This is a genomic window from Paenibacillus sp. FSL R10-2778 (assembly GCF_038593035.1).
Taxonomy (GTDB): Bacteria; Bacillota; Bacilli; order Paenibacillales; family Paenibacillaceae; genus Paenibacillus_AQ; species Paenibacillus_AQ odorifer.
In genome coordinates, this window is sequence record NZ_CP151956.1 from 5,920,732 (window position 1) to 5,940,804 (window position 20,073).

16 protein-coding genes and 1 pseudogene are annotated in these 20,073 nt (G+C 42.2%); 3 read left to right on the forward strand and 14 right to left on the reverse strand.

Annotated elements, in window-relative coordinates:
- Positions 1-98: 98 nt before the first annotated feature.
- Positions 99-194, forward strand: a pseudogene (locus NST40_RS26510) (glyoxalase); the annotation flags it as partial.
- Positions 195-271: 77 nt separating this feature from the next.
- Here the strand turns inward: NST40_RS26510 and NST40_RS26515 are convergent.
- The 11 genes from NST40_RS26515 to NST40_RS26565 all read right to left on the reverse strand — a co-directional run bounded on the left by NST40_RS26515 (position 272) and on the right by NST40_RS26565 (position 14,883).
- Positions 272-445 (reverse strand): hypothetical protein, encoded by a 174-nt coding sequence (locus NST40_RS26515; protein WP_169744809.1) that lies wholly within the window; start codon positions 443-445, stop codon positions 272-274.
- 84 nt (positions 446-529) lie between these two features.
- Complete coding sequence (locus NST40_RS26520) at positions 530-1,288, reverse strand: Nif3-like dinuclear metal center hexameric protein (protein WP_256719036.1); 759 nt, start codon at positions 1,286-1,288, stop codon at positions 530-532.
- 60 nt (positions 1,289-1,348) lie between these two features.
- Positions 1,349-3,403 carry an alpha-glucuronidase family glycosyl hydrolase gene (locus NST40_RS26525; RefSeq protein WP_076277189.1) on the reverse strand — a complete coding sequence of 685 codons (2,055 nt, stop codon included), beginning with the start codon at positions 3,401-3,403 and terminating at the stop codon, positions 1,349-1,351.
- Positions 3,404-3,485: 82 nt separating this feature from the next.
- On the reverse strand, positions 3,486-4,505 hold the full coding sequence (locus tag NST40_RS26530) for an endo-1,4-beta-xylanase (protein ID WP_256719033.1): 1,020 nt from the start codon (positions 4,503-4,505) through the stop codon (positions 3,486-3,488).
- 44 nt (positions 4,506-4,549) lie between these two features.
- Positions 4,550-6,082 (reverse strand): glycoside hydrolase family 43 protein, encoded by a 1,533-nt coding sequence (locus tag NST40_RS26535; protein ID WP_076277187.1) that lies wholly within the window; start codon positions 6,080-6,082, stop codon positions 4,550-4,552.
- A 47-nt stretch (positions 6,083-6,129) separates the two neighbouring features.
- Positions 6,130-7,032 (reverse strand): carbohydrate ABC transporter permease, encoded by a 903-nt coding sequence (locus NST40_RS26540; protein WP_139329891.1) that lies wholly within the window; start codon positions 7,030-7,032, stop codon positions 6,130-6,132.
- Between the two features lie 59 nt (positions 7,033-7,091).
- Positions 7,092-8,060, reverse strand: coding sequence for an ABC transporter permease subunit (locus NST40_RS26545; protein WP_076277186.1), 969 nt, complete (start codon positions 8,058-8,060; stop codon positions 7,092-7,094).
- A gap of 87 nt (positions 8,061-8,147) precedes the next feature.
- The gene (locus NST40_RS26550) at positions 8,148-9,854 is read right to left on the reverse strand and encodes a sugar ABC transporter substrate-binding protein (RefSeq protein WP_076184796.1); all 1,707 of its coding nucleotides are present in this window, start codon (positions 9,852-9,854) and stop codon (positions 8,148-8,150) included.
- Between the two features lie 115 nt (positions 9,855-9,969).
- Positions 9,970-11,505 (reverse strand): response regulator, encoded by a 1,536-nt coding sequence (locus NST40_RS26555; protein WP_342410146.1) that lies wholly within the window; start codon positions 11,503-11,505, stop codon positions 9,970-9,972.
- Positions 11,506-11,522: 17 nt separating this feature from the next.
- Complete coding sequence (locus NST40_RS26560) at positions 11,523-13,325, reverse strand: sensor histidine kinase (protein ID WP_076277209.1); 1,803 nt, start codon at positions 13,323-13,325, stop codon at positions 11,523-11,525.
- Positions 13,326-13,344: 19 nt separating this feature from the next.
- Positions 13,345-14,883, reverse strand: a complete 1,539-nt coding sequence (locus NST40_RS26565; protein WP_342410147.1) for a response regulator — start codon at positions 14,881-14,883, stop codon at positions 13,345-13,347.
- 261 nt (positions 14,884-15,144) lie between these two features.
- Here NST40_RS26565 and NST40_RS26570 point away from each other — a divergent pair, with 261 nt between their 5' ends.
- Positions 15,145-16,347: an MFS transporter gene (locus NST40_RS26570; protein WP_076277184.1), complete on the forward strand. Its 1,203-nt coding sequence runs from the start codon at positions 15,145-15,147 to the stop codon at positions 16,345-16,347.
- Positions 16,340-17,005 (forward strand): TetR/AcrR family transcriptional regulator, encoded by a 666-nt coding sequence (locus tag NST40_RS26575; RefSeq protein ID WP_076194117.1) that lies wholly within the window; start codon positions 16,340-16,342, stop codon positions 17,003-17,005. The genes NST40_RS26570 and NST40_RS26575 overlap by 8 nt, the downstream gene beginning before the upstream one ends.
- Before the next feature lie 37 nt (positions 17,006-17,042).
- Here NST40_RS26575 and NST40_RS26580 read toward each other — a convergent pair whose 3' ends face one another.
- From NST40_RS26580 to NST40_RS26590, 3 genes are all read right to left on the reverse strand, one after another.
- Positions 17,043-18,113 carry a trifunctional transcriptional activator/DNA repair protein Ada/methylated-DNA--[protein]-cysteine S-methyltransferase gene (locus NST40_RS26580; protein WP_076220200.1) on the reverse strand — a complete coding sequence of 357 codons (1,071 nt, stop codon included), beginning with the start codon at positions 18,111-18,113 and terminating at the stop codon, positions 17,043-17,045.
- 7 nt (positions 18,114-18,120) lie between these two features.
- Positions 18,121-18,909, reverse strand: coding sequence for an isocitrate lyase/phosphoenolpyruvate mutase family protein (locus NST40_RS26585; protein WP_076277183.1), 789 nt, complete (start codon positions 18,907-18,909; stop codon positions 18,121-18,123).
- Between the two features lie 162 nt (positions 18,910-19,071).
- Positions 19,072-19,998: a DMT family transporter gene (locus NST40_RS26590; RefSeq protein ID WP_076130480.1), complete on the reverse strand. Its 927-nt coding sequence runs from the start codon at positions 19,996-19,998 to the stop codon at positions 19,072-19,074.
- Positions 19,999-20,073 lie beyond the last annotated feature (75 nt).

Below are 20,073 nucleotides of genomic sequence, written 5' to 3' on the forward strand. Positions count from 1 at the left end.
TTTTCTTTAGAAAAACAGCTCTGAAGCAAGCGAAAAAGGGGGTGATTCACCAGTACTTTCCTATTTAATAAGAAACGACAATCTTCAATACCAATATTGGGCCAGTTTCTGTACCTTGGGGTGTTCGTCGTTTCTATGTCCCCGATCCGTTTGGCAAGCTTGTTAATATTATTTCACATGAACAGCACGAATGATTTCATAAAAAAGAAAAAAGCTAAGCAGAATCAGAGATCTCCCCCTGTCCACTTAGCTTCCTTTTACAATACTATGGCTACAAAAGATCGGCGTTTTTCAATGCATGCTCCCAGCTTGGAAAAAAGAACAGCGCACTTCTCATAAGCTCTGGGTCGCTTTGCTTTACTTGTTTTTTACTGATTGAGCTTCCGTCGCTTTGCAGCTTTTTGATCCGACTTAATACTTCATCAGCCTCCAAAGGAATTTCCATTGAAACACTCCTTTCTCAGTGACCTGTTTCCCTTCATTTTCTCCATAATATGTTTATTTATTCCGTACTCTTAATTTCCCCAGATTAAACCATCTGATAGATGGGTTGTTCAGCAATGAACCGGGTAGGAAGCATGGGATATTTGTCTGCTAAGATTTCAGCTAAATATTTCATCCCCGGCGCTTCACTCTCCGCATGACCTAACATGATGAGCGCTTTAGATTTTCCTTGGTGCCCTGCATCCCGCACATATTCCGGAGTCTCCCACTCTGGTCCCTCTCCAGCGATAATTAAATCAAGATTGTGATCATTAAAAAGCGGAATAGCCATCATCCCGCCTCCTCTGTAACCTACTAATATCCCTACACGTTTGCAGGACAGAGACAGGTCACCAGCAGCGCGTACATAAGAGATGCCTAGCTTACTTTTAATATACTGAGCAGCTTCCATTACAGTCATAGCAGGAATAGTGAGAATCGTAGCAGCCGCTTGCTGCTCTTCCACATAGTCTGACCAATCCAGCTCTCGCAGCAAACCCATCATAATCCCATCCGGCTCTTGCCGATGCCAATAATCATGATAACGAAAAATAGCTATTGGGGAATGTTCGATCAGACTTTTTTTCGCATGATAAACCGGATCACCTTCTAACCACTCGTTCGCCGCATGATGGCTATAAAATACACCTTCATGCGTGATCAGCAAATTGGCTCCTAACGCTATTGCTTGCTCCACAATATTTTGTGTGGCAGAAAAGGCCGTAATAATCCCTGTGACTTCAGTTTCCGGTTCCCCTGGGTTCAGAATATCCACAGTCCCTTCTACCTGTTCCACAGTTCCCATTAAATCTTTCAAAATCGCTCTAATCGTGAGGCTCACTATCATCATCCCTCGGTTCAAAATCTAATAAATCTTTCTGCCTTTAAGATCCTCAATTCCGCTCTTGCGGTAAAAATACGTATTGATCCGATCTCTCCATTCCTGCGCATGCTCTGCTTGCTCTTCAAGACGTTGCTTCACTTGCACATACAATCCACTATCCATGCTGCCTTCAAGTGATTCCCATGTTGCTAGAAGCTGTGCAGCCTGCTCTGCCCCCTCGAAATGAGTATCGTAGATATGTTGTATAACCGTTTGTCCCGATTGCAGAACATGCGTGTATGGAACATGATGGAAGAACAGCAGCAGCTCTTCTGGACAAGACGCTAGATTCTCATAATTTGATGCATTAAGACCTATATACTGTCCGCTATACCCCGTTCCCGATTTGACTGAACGATCCACACCAATGCCCTTATGATCCGCATAATGGTACGTTCCCCACTTGGCGTATTCATATCCATCCACATTCGGCCCATAATGATGATCCGGATTAACCATCCAGCCCACACCTAATGGAGCTGTGTAAGATTCGTAAATCCTCCATGAGTCCATTAACATCCCGCGAATAGCAGCCACTAGACCTTCATCAGTGCCAAAGGTAAGGCGAATCCATTCCTCAGCTATTTCTTTTGCCGTCAGCTCCGGATTCCAAATTAATCTCCCATATCCATACAGATTGGCTTGAGCTAACCCATGCCCCGTCCAGTTCATGTCATCCCCAACATTAGTTACAGCAGCCACACCATTATATTTATTTCCCCACACCGATCCGTCCACAATATGTTTCACAAGTGTAGTTTGCCCTTTGGCATAAGTATTGAAATCAAGGACTTCTTTCCACTGTGGAACGAGATAACAGAGATGCCGCTGCTGCCCTGTATATTCTTGAGCAATCTGAAACTCCATCAGATGATTGGTATGTTCCAGTGCGCCAAACAGCGGAGATACCGGTTCTCTGACTTGAAAATCCATCGGTCCATTCTTGATTTGCAGCACTACATTATCATTAAATCGGCCATCCAATGGTTTGAAATGATCATACGCTGCTCTGGCCCGATCTGTCTTACGGTCACGCCAATCCTGCTTGCAGTTATATACGAAACAACGCCAAATCACGATTCCGCCAAACGGCTCCAGTGCTTCTCCCAGCATATTAGCGCCATCGGCATGGTCACGCCCGTAAGTGAATGGCCCTGGTCGATTTTCTGAATCTGCTTTGACCACAAACCCGCCAAAATCAGGGATCACTCGATAAACCTCACCCGCCTTATCTTTCCACCATTGCCGCACCGCTGGGTCCAGTGGATCAGCTGTCTCCAATGCTCCGATCTGTATCGGGCTGGCGAAGTTAGCACTGAGGAATAGCTTAATTCCGTATACGCGGAATATTCCTGCAATTAACGCGATATCAGGCAAATATTGCTCCGTTATAAATAGAGATTCAAGCTCATGAACATTCACATTGTTAATCGAAATCGCGTTGATCCCCACAGAGGACATCAATCTGGCATAATCACGCAGCCGCTTTGTATCGTTAAGAAATTGATTGGACTCGTAAAAAAAGGACCGTCCAGCATAGCCACGTTCAATACTGCCATCAAAATTATCCCAGTGATTAATCATTCGCAGGCCGTTCACCGGATTCATAGACAAATTCAGAGCGTCTATCTCGCTTTCTGTTCCTATCAGCCGTAACAGATGGAATACGCCATACAATATTCCAACAGGCGTTGAAGCACCGACAGCGATACATTGCTCAGTAGCATTTGTACGTATAAGGAAACCTTCAGGACCCAGTGAATCGGTTCGTTCTCCTGCGAATACTCTACTAATTAATGGATTCCCCCCTTGGAAGGTTCCTATAACGATACACGGTCCTTCAGGTTTCGCTGTGAGCAGTGGCGCTTTGCCCAGCATAGAGGTCATCCCCTGTATGAATTCCGCGGCTGCCGCCTGAATCGTCTCGTTGTCCTCCGTTACTACCAACTCAACACACCAATCTATATATTGATTGTATAGAGATCCTGATTTCAGCTGACCATAATTGAGCCAAGCCTCATAAGCGGTATTTGTCATGTTTATTCCTCCCGTATAAATAACCCGCCCTGGATTGAAAAGGACGGGTTCATGATTCGCAAGCTTGAGCAGGTTACCCGCTCTATGATTTGGTGACAGCGTTAAGCAATTGGTGATACGCTGGCTTAGGATTATGCTGCTCATCGAATAGAAATGGCCAATTTTTCCGTCCCCGAACAGGGAAGCCGTCCAGCCATGTATAGTCATCCGCTGCTCCCCAGAAAGTGACTGAGCTAATCACGTCGCGGTATTCTTTCAACAGAGCAAACATCGCTTCATAGCGCTCTGCCTGTAGCTCGAGCAGTTCGGCAGGTGCAACCTTTAAATCCATTCGTTTGTCATCGAAACGGAACATGGACACATCCAGCTCTGTCAATTGGAGCTGAAGCCCTAAAGATGCATACTTCTCAATAGCAGCACGTATTTCATCTAAGTCCGGATCGTATAGATTCCAGTGGGCTTGCAATCCGACGCCATGGATCGGCACTCCTTGTTCCAGCAGCGACTTCACCATTTTATAGATTTTGTCACGCTTAAGAGGATTAGACTCGTTATAGTCGTTGTAGAATAATAAAGCCTTAGGATCGGCTTCATGAGCGAATTCAAACGCTTTGCCGATAAACTCCGGTCCGACAATGTCCAGCCACTTTGACTGGCGAAGAAGTTCTTCTCCTTCATCTGCAATAACTTCATTTACAACATCCCAAGCATAGATATCTTCCTTGTAACGTCCAACCACGGTCTGAATATGTGATTTGAGCCGTGCAAGCAATGTCTCTTTGCTTACACACCCGCCCTTCTTATCCTCAAACAACCAGTCCGTAGTCTGGTTATGCCAGACTAAAGTATGCCCACGCATAGCCATATGATGTTTTCGGGCGAAGGCAACCAACTGATCTGCTAGTTTAAAGTTATAACTGTCTTCAAGCGGATGCAGACTTTCAAACTTCATCTCATTCTCAGCGGTAATGCTATTGAAATGATAGGCGAGCAAGTGCTCCTGTGATTGTATCGTCATCGGGTTAACGGCTGCGCCAATTTTGAAATCCTCAGCAAATATATTTTTTAGTGCAGGTTCTGTGTAATCACTAGCTTGTCTCAACAAGTTCCCTCCTGACAAAAGCATTTATATCAGTATTCGAATAATTAAGACTGATAATCGAACCAATCGAAGTAGGCAGGCACCTCAGCCACCTTGCCATGACCTGTTGCATATAATCCAATAAGAACACCCGTAAATCCATTTCCTTTTACGGCTTGAGGGGATAATGGGTACGCTGCTGCTGTTGATAGCTTATTCCACTCCTGCCCATCCAAAGAATAAAGGAAGCTGTATTCGGAAAGCTCAGCCTTAACTTTCAAATAAATTCGCTCGGCAGTAGTTGGAACCTCTGCCGCTGTATGGGTTACTCCATCCATAGTCACATGAGCTGTAATCACTTTTTGCCCGTTTTTTTGAACAAGTCCAATTTCATAATGAGCGTTCTCATCTAATCTGGCGCAAAGTCCAGCTTCCACATCAGCAATAGATGAAGGCATTTCTAGCAGCGTGCTCCATTCTGCCGAAGTATGCTGCTGTCTTCTGCCTACAAAAGCCACTTGGCCTACTTCACTGAGACCTGAAGATTGTCCCCGAAGAGATAACCATCCCTGTCTTTCGTTTAAGGACCAGCTTCCCTCAGCCGGATTCCGCAGAAAGGCTAATCCCAGCGGCAATACTTGATCATCAAAATCATATCTTCCACTAGTCTCAGGTTTTGGCGATTGACCAGGTACACGTGAAACCTTCATTTCCAGTCCAACTGTATCTTCATTATTATCGATCATCGGCCATCCGTCTTCAGTCCAGCTTACCGGAGCAAGGAAAGTCTCTCTTCCAAGCACAGTAAATTTTGCATCTACTAGTCTTACTCCAAGGAATACGGCCCACCAATCCCCGTTACGATCCTCAATCAAATCGGCATGCCCTAAATACTGAATGGGATTGTCAGTACCGCTGTGCGTCAATATCGGATGCGGCAATCGTTCAAACGGTCCATAAGGAGAGGAGCTGCGGCCAATGATCTCCCGATGCTCCTTAGCCGTTCCTCCTGAAGCCGTCATGATGTAGTACATTCCATTTATTTTGTACAAATGGGGTCCTTCCGTCCAAGGTCCGCCATCCCCAGTCCAGATGACAACAGGTTCTGTTAATGCTGCTCCCGTAGCAATATCTATCTCATATTGGATGGCATGGGAGTCATAATCTGCCCCCTGCTGGGTGGTTACATATACCTTTCCATCCTCATCAAACATTAGAGAAGGATCAATTCCTCCATAAGGAATACTAATCGGATCTGACCACGGACCCGCAGGGTCCGTAGCCGTAACATAGAAATTCCCTTTCCCGTGTACTTCGGTCGTTATCATGTAAAACGTTCCTTCATGATAGCGGATCGTTGGGGCAAATATCCCTCCAGAGCTCTTGCTTTTACGAGTATCCAGCTGACTTACACGATGGAGTACATGACCTATTTGTGTCCAGTGAATCAAATCCTGACTATGAAAAATAGGTACGCCAGGGAAATACTCAAAGGAGCTGCAAACTAAATAGTAGTCATCCCCTGCCCGAGTGATACTTGGATCAGGATAGAAGCCTGGAAGTATCGGATTCGTGTATGTGATTAAAGATGGGGTCATAATTTAACAGACAACCTTCCTATTACTTAATAGTGATTGCAAGCTCCTTATTCCTTCACGCTTCCTACATTTAGACCGACCACAAAATATTTCTGCATGAATGGATAAACTAGCAAAATTGGAACCGAAGCAACGATCGTAACGGCTGCCCGTATGGAGATTGGTGTAACCATGGCATGTACCGACTCCTGAGTCATCCCTGTCCCGTTATTTACACTAGGGTTACTGTTCGAGTTCATAGTAGAGGATAGCAGCTTCATTAATTCATATTGCAATGTACTCAAGTTCTGGCGGGAAGAGGTGTAGATAAACGCATCAAACCATTGGTTCCACGCACCTACTGCAACAAAAAGGGCGATGGTAGCAAGAACAGGTTTACACAAAGGGAAGACTACTTTCATGAAGATCTTGAATTCCCCGGCACCGTCGATTCTTGCAGATTCCATAAGACTTTCATGTAAGGTACCAATGTAAGTACGGATAACGATCATATTAAATGCACTTACCATGGACGGGATTACATATACCCAGAACGAATTGAGCAAATGAAGATCCTTCATAAGGAAATAGTTTGGAATCAGACCCGCACTAAAATACATGGTAAGGACGAATATAAAGGTAATATGTTTGCGGAAAACATATTCTTTCCGGCTTAACGTATACGCAAGCATCGTGGTTAAAAATAGATTCAGGATCGTAGATATCACTGTTCGTGCTACCGAAATCCAAAAAGCATTATAAATTGTACCTGAGGCAAAAACCGCTTTGTAGTTCTGTATGGTCCACTCTCTAGGCCATAAATAAATGCCGCCGCGGATGGTATCATTCCCCGCATTAAAGGAGACTGCTATAGTATTCAGGAATGGATACAAGGTAACAATAACTAGACAAACCATAAATATAGTATTGAAGGTGCTGAACACTACGGGTTCGAACCTCAGATTTTTCATCCGGTTTCCAGCATTACTTTTTGGAGATTTTTGAGGAATCAATTGAGTTTTTTCCATGATTATAACAGCCTCTCTTCCCCTAGCCGCTTCGCAGTCCAGTTAGCTAATAGCAGCAACGTTACACTTACGACTGTTTTGAAAATACCACCCGCGGTAGCTAAGGAATAATTCCCTTGCGCTATACCATATTTCAATACAAATATATCAATCGTTTCCGACCAATCTACGACAAGCCCGTTTCCTAACAAGTACTGAACCTCAAATCCAGCTTCCAGTACATGTCCTACGGACATTATTAACAGGATTACAATGGTTGCTTTCATGCCCGGCAAAGTTACATGACGCATTTTCTTATACCGGTTCGCTCCATCAATCTCAGCAGCTTCATATAAAGCCGGATCAATAGAGGCGATAGCCGCCAAGTAGATGATAGTACTCCATCCGACTTCTTTCCAGACGTGTGAAGCACCTACAATACCCCAGAAATACTTCCCTTCACTCAACCAAAGGATCGGTGAATCAATGAGATGCAATTTCATGAGCATGATGTTGATAATCCCGTCATTAACCGAAAGAGAAGTAGCTACAATGCCTGTTACAATAATCCAAGAGAGGAAGTGAGGCAAGTAGGATATGGTCTGAACGGTTCTTTTCCAAAATACATTTTTGATCTCATTAAGCAGCAATGCCAGTATTATCGCAGTCACAAATCCTAGAACTAGATTAATTAGGCCCATGGCCAACGTATTGCGCAGTACTCTCAAAAAGCTATCGTCCGTAAAAAGAAACTTGAAGTGTTTTAAACCCACCCATGTTTGTTCACTAAATGCTCTAGCTGGTTTATAATCTTGGAAAGCCATCGTCCATCCCCAGATGGGAACATAAGCAAATAGTATAATATAAAGCATTAATGGAACCGACATCCAAATCAGCTGTTTCTGATTCTTAATCAAGGTCATAGTAATCGGTTGCTTCTTTTTTCTTTTAGGATGCCGGTTAACTTTTTTCCCCGTTAATATCTCATCCATATATGTTTTCTCCCCACATCATCCATATATTTCAGAAAGTGGTTGGCCTAATAAGCCACCACTTTCTGATTTTTAAGCAAGCTCTAACTATTTAACACTCCAAGTATCAAATCTCCATTTAAGCTGTTCATTGATTTTGTCTTCATAGGCTTTGACATTCGCTTTACCAATTTCTCCAACAAAGTCATTCCAAACCTTATCGAATTCTGATGGACTGGCCAAGATTGCTTTTGGCAGGTACTTGGTTCGCAATTCATTCAGCTTCGTTTCGGCAATTTTGGCATCTGAGCCTTCAACAAGATCTATGGACCAAGCTGGATAAGCTACTGGGTTCGGCTCAGGCTCGCTGAAGAAATCCACATAACTGTTGTAGCCATAAGCATCAAGGATTTCCTTGTCATACGGTTTGAGTGCAGCCCGGTATTCTTCTGGTTGAGCCGCAGCATCTGTTGAGTTTCCATCCTCAAAGAATCCTTGCAATTTCGGAGCTGTAGCATACCAAGCATCTGCTTTGTTGCTGAGCTTCCATGTAGCATCAACTGCGTTCTTCCGTTGTTCTTCATTTCTTATAAAACGGCCATTTTCCACTTGATAATCTTCACCTTCAATACCCCAAGTGAAGATTTTTTGCCAATCTTCTTGAATCAATGTATCCATTAGTTTAATAATTCTTTCAGGGTTTTTGGCATTGATACTGATCCCGAAGCCATTATTCAAGTTCAGCGCTGGGCGATCCAGATAATAATCTTTAGTGCTGGTATCAAACACAAGTGGAAGTCCTACATAAGTTCTTTCATCTTTACCTTGTGTCCGGAGTGAATCTTCTGCTGAACCAAAGTTCCAGTGCTGATCAAACATTCCCAGAACGGCTCCACTAGACAGTTTCGCCAAATATTGATCGTAGTTTTGCACAAATGTTTCTTGGTCGATAACGCCCAATTGGTTCATTTCATTAAGCTTTTGATAGTACTGCTTAGCATAGTCTTTATCTGCGAAGATTTCTGCAACGTTATCATTAACTACTACCCCGCCATCATTAGGGTGTCCGATCAGATGCTGAGGAGCGTTAAACAACCCCCAGTTTCTCCAGTCGTTGTTAAGAATTTCGAATCCGATGGTTGGCGTTCCATCGATGGTTGGATTTTTTTCTTTATATTTCACAATGAGGTCAAAATACTCGTCCAAGGTCTTCACCTGTGGGTAACCAGCATCTTTCAGGATGTCCTTCTGAATCCAGAAAGCAGGACCTGCATAATAGGTTGTATTCACTTTACCGTTATACGCACCATAATTCGGAAGCGTATAAATATGTCCATCATTCGGGTCTTTCATCATGTTCCAGTAATCTGCGTAATGCGCTTTCAAATTTGGAGCATATTGTTCAATCAAATCTTCAAGCGGGATAAAAGCTTCCGCTCCTGTCAGCTTAGTATTGGCAGTCATCAAATCCGGATAATCCTGACCGGCAATCATTACGCCTAACTTCTGGTTAAGATCCCCAGCTAAGAATTCGAAATTGAATGAGGCGCCTGTTTTTTCTTTAATCATTTTATAAATTTTATTATCTGGTGTTGGTTGCTGACCTGCTTCTCCAAGAAAGATACTAATTTCAAAAGGTTCAATCTTCTCAGAATCTGTTCCTGCAGCAGTTGAAGTGGCTGTTTCTGCTGGTTTGTCTTCTCCCTTAGCCGTCGTATTGTTGCTGTTATTTCCTCCACACCCTGCTAAGGTAAAGCTTAGGGATAACACAGCAATCAGACTAAGTTTCCATTTGGATATTAACTTGCCCCCCATAAAGCACCTCCATATATTTGTTGGTGTAACAATGTTGTAAGCCCTTACAAGTTAAATTATAGAGGTGATAATCTTCTGAAAATACGCCAGAATTAAAGATGTACCCCCAAAAAGTTTAGGTATTAGTGTTTTTAAATTCGTTAGGGCTCATATGCAGTTTTTTTTCAAATTGCTTGAGGAACTGACTATAATTTCCATAGCCCACTTTCTCAGCGATTTCACTATTTTTTAACTTATTTTGTTGAAGTAAATGTACTGCTTCTTTTATTCGGAGGTTATGCAGCTGTTCATTGAAATTAATACCGTTCTTCTTGATCAATAATTGGCCCAGATATACCGGGTGCAGGAAAAATACCTCTGATAGTCTCTTAATGGTAAGACATTCGCGAAAATGCTCTTCAATATAATTGTTAATCTCCTGAACAATCCCCTGTGATCTTAGGTTTTGTTCCTTAAGAAGGATGTCAATACTGGCCTCGCCGCAGAAAAGCAAATTACGCATTAAGTCCGTCAAGGTGATCATTGAGTCTAACATCGCGGGGATTCTAATTTGATTAGATAAGGAGGACTCATGGACTTCACTGGCTTCCGAGGTAAACTCAATAATCTTATACATCATATGAATAACAATTTTCTTCACAACCTCTGGAGCGATGCGCTGCTCACGGAAACTGCGGGCTGCCGAGTTCACAGCCTGGTTAAAATCTGCGGAGTCCAGTGTGTTAATAGGTCTTATCAAGTCATCCATCAGTTGAATTTGATCATAGTGATAACTGAAGGGACTATCCTTAATCTCTTGATAAGTCAGGACCGCTGCATTTTCAGGATAATAAAAATAATACATTAATGCTTCTTTCGCCGTTCGGTAACTGTCCCCGATCTGAAGCAAGGAGCCTACGCCAGCGCCAGCTGCAATACACAAAGCTTGTTTTGGGTGTTCATTCAGCAAGGGAGTTGCGATCTGATCGATCACAGCTCCCTCAGTGGACAATGAATTATATCCATATACGATTCCAAAACAATGACTCTCCAGATCCATCAGGAACATCGAATCTTTATCGGTTAGGAGGGCTGAGGCTTGCTCTCTGATGTCCGTATACAAAACCGGCTCTGTCTGTATCAAACAAATATTCCAATGGCTTTTCCCTTCCGATAGTCGGTTAAGGATCTCCTGATTCGACTGCTCAGCTTTCTCATGCAGCATTCCTTTCAGGAGAGAAACAGCCTCCTCTAAGGAGGCTATTTGATTTAAACTGCGCTTCTGAGCTTCCTGCTCCAGCTCCTGATATATCTCCAGCAATTCTTCTGCCGCCTCTTCCGGAAACACTGGCTTCATCAGATAATGATTAATTCCATAATGTATAGCTGTCTTGGCATATTCAAACTCACTATAACCACTTAGTATGGCAAATTTGATCTCCTTAATCTCAGCTTGTTGCCAAGCTGCGATCATCTCCAGCCCATTCATTAGCGGCATATTAACATCCGTAATTACAAGATCTGGCTCTAGCTGTTTCATTAGCTCCAGCCCCTCTTTGCCATTGCTGGAGGTTCCACATACCTCAAAGCCAAGCTCCTGCCAATTAATCCACAGCTGCATCGCTTCAAGCGCACTAGGCTCATCATCGATCAATAATACTTTGTATTTCATTGGGGGTCCCTCACTTTCTAGCTATTCTTCCGTTCCAGGAGTTTTAGTGGAATGTCAAAAGTGACAATGGTCCCTTCATCCGGAACGCTGCTGATATCAAAACGGACCTGATCTTCATAGTACAATTCTAATCGGCGGTACACGTTGCGGATTCCGATATTCGTTCCCGAAGACGCTTCATTTTGAACATTACCTAATAATTCTTGCAGCTTCTCTGGCTCTATCCCTTTACCGTTATCAGAGACGGTAACTTTTAATCGTCCCTCCTCCACTAACGTCTTCACTTTTATCACACCTAGTCCCTCTATGGCCTGTAGACCATGTTTGCAGGAATTCTCAACGAGCGGCTGCATGCTTAGCTTGGGAATCTTATATTGAAGCGACTGCTCATCGATCTCAAATTGATAGTCGAATTTATCCCTGAACCGGAATTTTTCAATTTTCAAATACATCTCGATGAAAGTCATTTCTTCTTCCAAGGTAACGAGATCCTCTTTCCAGCTCAGCAGCCGTCTAAGTAATTTCGATAAACTCTTAATGATATCCGTAACATCCGAGTAATTATTTTTAGTACAGACCACCAAAATGGCATTTAACGTATTAAACAGAAAATGCGGATTCATCTGGCTTTGCAGGAAATTCAGTTCAGCTCTTACTCTTTCCATCTCCAGATTATTTTTTTGAATCTCCAGTTTATATACATCATTGATCAAGGAATTAATGGTAGTGGTCATCCTGTTAAAATTACGGATCAAGCCCCCGATCTCATCCTGACCTTCATCAATCCGAATCAGCTCAAATTTCTCATTGGATACTTTCTGCATATGTCTGGACAACCGTTTCACCCGATAATTATAGGATCTTAACATCACATATAAAAAAGCGGTTGTGATTAGCGTGACAATAGACGCCAGAATCCCTGCATAAATCCGAATCTCCATTATCGCTTGGGCAATACGCTCACCTTGTGTAATTCCTATTATCCGCCAGCCTTTTATATAACTAGCTCCGCCGACGGGTACAATATGCACATCCTCCTTGCGCTCATCATCCTGCAGCTTGAACACGGGATAAGGTTCCGCGGTGCCTCTTTGATAGCCGCTTTGTGCAGACATAATAATCTCGTCCTGCTCGTTAACTAAATAAAGACTCAAGTAATCTTTTTCCCTGATAATCACGTCATATATTTTACTGAGATCCAAATCAATTCTAAGCAGCTTTTCAAATTTATTGTATGAGCTGTAAGCGTCCATTCGCTCAATAACACTCAAATAAGGCGCTGTAGAAATCACACTAGAGGTATCACTCATATGATAAGCGGCAAGAAACAGATGTTTATTCGCAGCCTTCGACTGCTTATACCATTCACTATTCATTACCTTTTCATTGATGACCTGATAGTTGCTGCCAGAAACAATGGAATCATTGTTTGTAAATACAGTAATCCGTTCAATCTGATTATTCACCGGCATATAGCTGTTCATGCGGTCTCTCAGCTGTTCATCAAAAGTGTCATAAAATTCAATAGAGTTCCCATATGTCCGCTCAAGCAATTCATACAGGTTCTTATCGGCAGAAAGCGTATAGCTGACAGCTACCCCACCTTCAATGAAGTCATGAATATCCTTTCGGGCTCTTTCTAAGGATATCTCCAGATTCTGCTGCTCTCTCGATTTGATCAGATCGGAAATCCGATCCAAAAAAACAAGGTTAATAATAATGATAGGGAGAAGAACACCTATGATATAAATAAGGGAAAATTTATAATTCAAGGGAATATCATTCACTACTTTTCTAAATCTGAATTTTTTTCTCTCCATATGAAACACCTTGCTTCCCCTAGAGCTGTTGGTTCTTATTCTCATTTTTATACACGGATGGTACTACCCCTACAAGCAGCTTAAACTTATCTATAAAATAATCAGTGTTAGAGAATCCCACCTGCACCGCTATATCCGATATCTTTAACTGTGTTCGCTTCAGCAGACTTTTTGCCTCTTCAATCCGTTTGGCATTTAGGTATTCACTAAAACCCTGGCCCGTTTGCTTTCTGAACAGTTGTCCCAAATAGGTAGAATTAATATGAAATTGTTGTGCCAAATCCTGAAGCTTTAATTTATTCCGAAATTCCCGATCCACATACTGAATAACCTTGTAAATCGTATTTTGTTCATTCTGCTGCTCTAGTTCAGACAGATAGACGGCAGCCCGTTCACACAGATTTTGTACATAACGGCTTAATATAAAATAATCACTAAGCTCACCTAGATTTCCGTATTCTTGCTGAAGCTTAGTCATAATCGTATCCGGGTCTCCATTCATTTGAGCTATAATTCTACAGATCGTAAGCTCTAAATGGGCCACTTTTGCTTTTACAACTTCAAGGGTCAACAGATTCTCGACGAAAGCAGTGAACGCTTCTTTTACACAAGGCTGGATCTGTTCCGTATCATTCGTTTGGACCTTATGCAGCAGCTGTCTGAAATGATCCTCATGAGGTTCTTCCTTTTTCAGGTTCCTAAGCTCACTATAATAAAAGACCCCTTTTTTCTGCTGATGCGTTTTTCGTTTCCATACCTCAAGTGCCTGCTTATAAATCTCTCGAATCGAGCTCACCCCGACCATTCTGCTGCTAAGTGCTAGAAAGACCAGCTCCTGTGATTGTTCAGTGAGATCTGAATGCATCTGGTTGACGATAGTCTCCAGGCTCTCATTGCCGATAGAAGCAGACTGAAGAATGATCCCCGCTCTTCCCGATCCGTCTTGAAAGAAGCAGAAGTGTTCCTCGGAAAAATAATCATTTATCTGCGGTTGGAATGGATTCATAGAGGAGGACGGTTCGATAAGAATACACATTAACTCTGCATCCGCTTGAAGCTTCAAGGTGTTTCGGGTTAGAAGCTCTAAATTTTCGTTATACTCCCCTTGGATCAGGCGGTTGATGATATTATTTACGATAAAAAATTGCTTTTTATCAAACTCCTCATTGGAAGCGATTTCATTTTGGATTATTGGAGTGATCCTGCTTAATAAAGCCTCTATTTCTTCATCATCAATGGGTTTTAATAAATATTCATTTACCCGCTGGCGCAATGCCGTACGTGCATACTTGAAGTCATCATATCCAGACAGAATCACAAATTTAGGAGGTTTCTCCATCACCTCATTCAACTTTGTAATAAGCTCAAGTCCGTTAATTACAGGCATATTAATATCCGTAAGAACCAGTTCCGGTTTATTCTCCTGGATAAGCCTCATCGCATCCGTGCCGTTTTGAGCTTCACCACAAACTTCATAACCGAATTTTTCCCAGTCGATCATCGTCCTTAGCCCCTCAAGAACCCAGGGTTCATCGTCCACGATCAGAACCTTAAGCATGATGTTCGCTCCAATCTTATTAAGATAAGCCCGCGCTTTACACCAAAATATATAGATCATGCTATCATACTTGGATAATGATGTGAATTCATAAATTTTCCTTCTTTTGTTTAAAACAGTACTTTTTTTACTTGAAAAAACGTACAAAAAACGACGTATCCTAAATTTCAGATACACCTTTACAAGGGCCCATCATTCCATTATCATGGTTTACATCGAGTAAATAATTACACAGTGTAAACCATATGGGAGGGCTAAGATATGAGCAGCTTATCTAAGTCTGCTAGATTTCCACTTTTCATTCTGATGTTGAATCTATTTATCGCTTTATTGGGGCAAGGTATGGTTATTCCCATTCTACCTGAGTATCTGAAGCTGTTTAATGCGTCAGGGGCTGCTGCCGGATATCTTATTGCAGCTTTTGGAGCAGCACAGTTTATTTTTTCACCTATAGGGGGACAGCTTTCGGATAAATGGGGAAGAAAATCAATGATCATTTCCGGAATGTTTTTAACCGTACTTTCAGATCTGATATTTGCTGTCTCTACGACATTGCCCCTACTCTATGTCGCTAGATTTATTGGGGGTATAGGTATCGGAATCATGATTCCTTCCAATATGGCCTACGTCGCTGATATCACCACCCATGAAACCCGCGCTAAAGGTATGGGGTACTTGGGGGCCTCCATGAATTTGGGTATGGTGCTTGGTCCAGGGTTAGGCGGCATTATCGCTGGGTTTGGCATACGGACGCCTTATTTTTTTGCGGGTGGACTTGGACTTATCGCTACGGTACTTTGTTTTTATATGCCAGAGACACTCCCAAAGGAAAAACGGAAATCCGTTAATAAACAGGCCCCTCGGGAATCCATTCGTAATCAAATCGTAAATTCATTCCGGACGTCCTATTTCCGCTATCTTCTGCTCATTCTGATCATGACATTTGGTCTGATGAATTATGAAACGGTGTACGCCCTTTTTGTGGAACAAAAATACGGTTTTGATGCAACGAAAATCTCAATCATTATCACAGTTGGTGCTATTATAGGCATTATTGTGCAAATCTGGCTGCTTGATCATCTGATTAAGAGACTTGGCGAGATAAAGCTTATACGTATATCATTGGTGATGACCGCTATAACCTTATTGTTGATGATATTCAAGATCAATTTAGGTTATTTATTAGTTGTATCCGGTTTATTTTTTGCTTTTAATGCTTTTTTACGACCCACAGTAAGTACATTGATTGCTAACTCAGCTGGTGATCGGCAAGGATATGCTGCCGGATTAAATACAACGTATACCAGCATAGGAAACATACTTGGACCCATTTTAGCGGGATTGATGTTTGACAAACACATGGATATCCCCTATATTTTTGGGGCAATTATTCTGGCATCTGCCTTTTTCATCACCTTACAAAAACCAAAAAAAGAACAAGAAAGGAGTGTAACCCATGACTGAGAACTGGCACCAGAATTTAAAAAACAGAAACCGGGAAGAATTGATTGCTGCGGCGAAGGATCTTTTTATGAAGCAAAGCTTTCTCAAAGTTAATATTAAGGATGTCTGCGACGTGGCTGGTGTAAGCCGGGTTACCTTTTATAAGCATTTTCAGTCCATGAACGAACTGATTTTTGAGGTCCAAATGGAAATTCTGGAGAGCATGACGCAATTTGTTAGAAGCGCACCTTCTTCAATTGAAATGAATGGTAAGCAAATGCTTGCTTCGATGCTTAATGCTTGGATTGATTATGCCCGGCAACACCCAGGTTACATCAAATTCATTCTTCTATTCGATTTGCATTTTGAAGCCTATGATTACAGTAAAGAACTCAAAGAAAATTACAGAAATTTTGTGATGCGGGGTAAAGAACGACATTTCTTAATGGATGCTCTGGAGGCCGGAGTTAAAGATGGATCATTAAAATTTGATACAGAACCCTTATCCACTGCTCATTTCATCTTCACGTCTATGATGGGTTTATTGCAGAAAATGAGCCTGATTTCCAAAGACGATTTCAACAACGAACTTCAGGATATTCAAATTGCTAACCGATTTGTGGACATGTTAGTTCAATATTTAAGTACAGAAAGTGATGAATCTCCTGCCTTGAAGTAAGGGAACCCATCACTTTCTCCGTAATAGAAAGAAGTAGTTAAATGAAATTATTCTGCTTTAAGGAGCGGTTAGACTCATGTTTGATTAACCATTCTTTTCTGGCAAGCCCGCCTCCATAGCCCCCCAATTCACCATTGCTATTTATCACTCGATGACATGGAACCAAGATTGAAAGTTGATTGGTGCCATTCGCCCTTGCTACAGCGCGGCAAGCAGAAGGATTGTTGATTTTCTCTGCAAGCTCCTTATAAGAAGCTGTCTGTCCCAGAGGTATTTTCCGGAGTTCATTCCACACCTTTTGCTGAAAGTCTGAGCCCAGATAACGAACCGGCGTTGTAAATTCCGTAAGTTCACCGGTGAAATACAGCTTCAATTCCTCCTCAATTTGGTGAAGGACGGCTACCTTTTCAGGTAATATAGTTGCATTTAAGCGAATGCGTAATCTCTTGATTTCATTTTCAAGTCCCTTGCGATCCACAAATTCCAGCAGTAAAAGACTCTCTTCATCGGAGATGGCCAGCATAGAACCCAATATCGTTTCTATCCAATTACAGTACAGCACTTTAATCTGCTTGGAATGATTCGGGACAGTCCCCATCGTTCGTGAAAAAGCATCCCTAAACCCATTGCTCGAATCGTACCCGCTTTCCAGTTGTGCGTTAATGATTGAATCCCCATTCCTAATATGTTTGAATGCCAGTCCTAAACGTCTAGAACGTGCATATTCGATAAAGGTCATTCCAAATTGTTTCTTAAATTGGCGGCGTGCCGTGTTTGCACTAATAGACAGCTCATCAAAATCTTTATCTGTCCATTTTCGTTCCGGATTGCTCTCAATAGCTTCTACAAGCCGCTTTACTTCAGGAGACATTTTTGTTGGATTGGATAGCGGCTGACACCTTTTACAAGGTCTATATGAAGCTAATAAGGCTTCCTTGGCTGTAGCAAAAAACTCACAATTTTCTTTTAATGGCTTTTTAGCGGGACAAGTTGGCCTACACATGATGCCCGTTGTTTTCACTCCTACAAAAAATACGCCCTCATAATTCGAATTTTTCTCGACCAGCATCTTATAATATTTATCGATATCCTGCTCATTAGTTATCATAGTGTGGTTAGCTCATTTCTAAATAAAGTCCTGAGGCATCAAGCGTTTGCCGGGCATTTTCTTGGAGGTTATGTTGTGCCTGAAAGAAACTACGCGGTCCATAGCTAATCCGTTTCACGCCAATATTTTGCAATTCATGATTCGAAAGCATACTGTCCATAACCATGATATTCACAGGCAGTGGCGATTTTTTAACAAATTGTTCAATCAAGCTTGGATCAGCGAGCCCCGGTATAAAAATCCCATCCGCTCCAGCGTCTGCATAAGCATAGGTACGTTCTATAGCTTGATTGACTAGATCCATCGAATGTTCCTTAGCCTTGAAAAAGATATCCGTTCTAGCGTTAATAAACACGCGCTTTTGCAGTTCGGAGGCTACTTGTTGTATGGTTTTAATCCTCCGGCTTTGTTCGCTGGTCTCCCATAGTTCATTGTTAGGATGATTTACGATCTGATCTTCAAAATTGATACCACAGATATCTAATTGAAATAACTGCTCCATGTTATGCGCTAAAATATCCTCATCTATAGCATATCCACCTTCGATGTCTACGGTCAATGGAACTGCTACTCGTTCGGCAATCTTTGATATCATCCAAAGCATAAGCTCAAATGTAAGCTGTTCACCGTCCGAATATCCCCACGCTTCCGCCATGGAATAGCTGCTGGTTGCTAGCGCCTTTGATCCAGCTTGCTCTATTGCTTTAGCCGAGGCTACATCCCAGCAGTTGTACAGGATCAGTGGATTTTTTTGATCATGCAGCGTTTTAAAATAGTCATAGTTTTTAGTGTTCATAAGTGGTCATCTCCATTTAGTTAAGAATAGAACCACTATATAATAGACATCCATTATCGATACCAGAAAAATTAACACCAATCTTTTTTTCCACAAAAAAAACACCGATAGATAATCTAATCCTCTCAGGATCAGATCATACCATCGATGCCAGTTTGCCGATTAAAGTTCTACCTTACGGAGTGATTGTTTTGGTGATGGTTTGGATGACTTTTTCCCTGTCCCCATCGGTAGGATTTGTGGAGCTGCGATCCCGATCAGAACTACGATAATCCCGATCCAGCGAAGTAATGATACCTCTTCTTGCAGAACTAACACGGAGGCTACTACAGCTGCCGGTAACTCCGCTGCCCCTAAAATCGCGCCTAGACCTGAACCCAGCTTCGGAACCCCGATCGAAAAGAACAGAACTGGAATTACGATGCCCAACAAACCTAGAGGTAGGCCGTATTTCCAAAGCCCATCGGTAATCGCACCGTCATATAAAAACGAAGGCGAAAAAACAGTCATAATAATAACCATTGCACTAGTGGTCATATACAAGCTTTTATTAACGGCAGGCACCTGCGTAGCTACTCTTCCACTCACAAAAATATAGAAAGCAAACGACACGGCTGACATTAAGCCAAAAATCACACCAGTGGTCGTAATTCCACCTATACTCGGCTCAAGGATGCCCCCCGCTAATACTGTACCAATTAGAAGGATAACCATCGAAATCACTTTTTCCCGACTAGGAAGTTTTCGATCTACAACTGCCTCCAGAATTACACCGATCCAAGTAAATTGGAATAACAGTACAATCGCAATCGAAGCAGGTAATTGTTCAACGGCGAAGCCATAAAATATGCCAGTTAAACTGATGGTGATCCCAGCGGCTAATAATTTCCCGCCTGTTTTTAACCCTAATTTCTTTCGAGAAAATAATAAGACCAGCAAGAGCAGCATACACCATCCAAAAAAGTATTGTGATCCTACCAATTGTTTCATTCTAAAGCCATCGTTCATTCCAAGCTTGACGATCGTAGAGAGTGAGCCATAACTACAAGCGCCTAAAAAAACTAGTAAAGCATATTTGAATAACTTCATATTCATCGTAAACCTCTTCCCTTTCTCTTGAGCAAGCTCATTAACATAATAAAGCCCCTTGTCATCGAAATGACA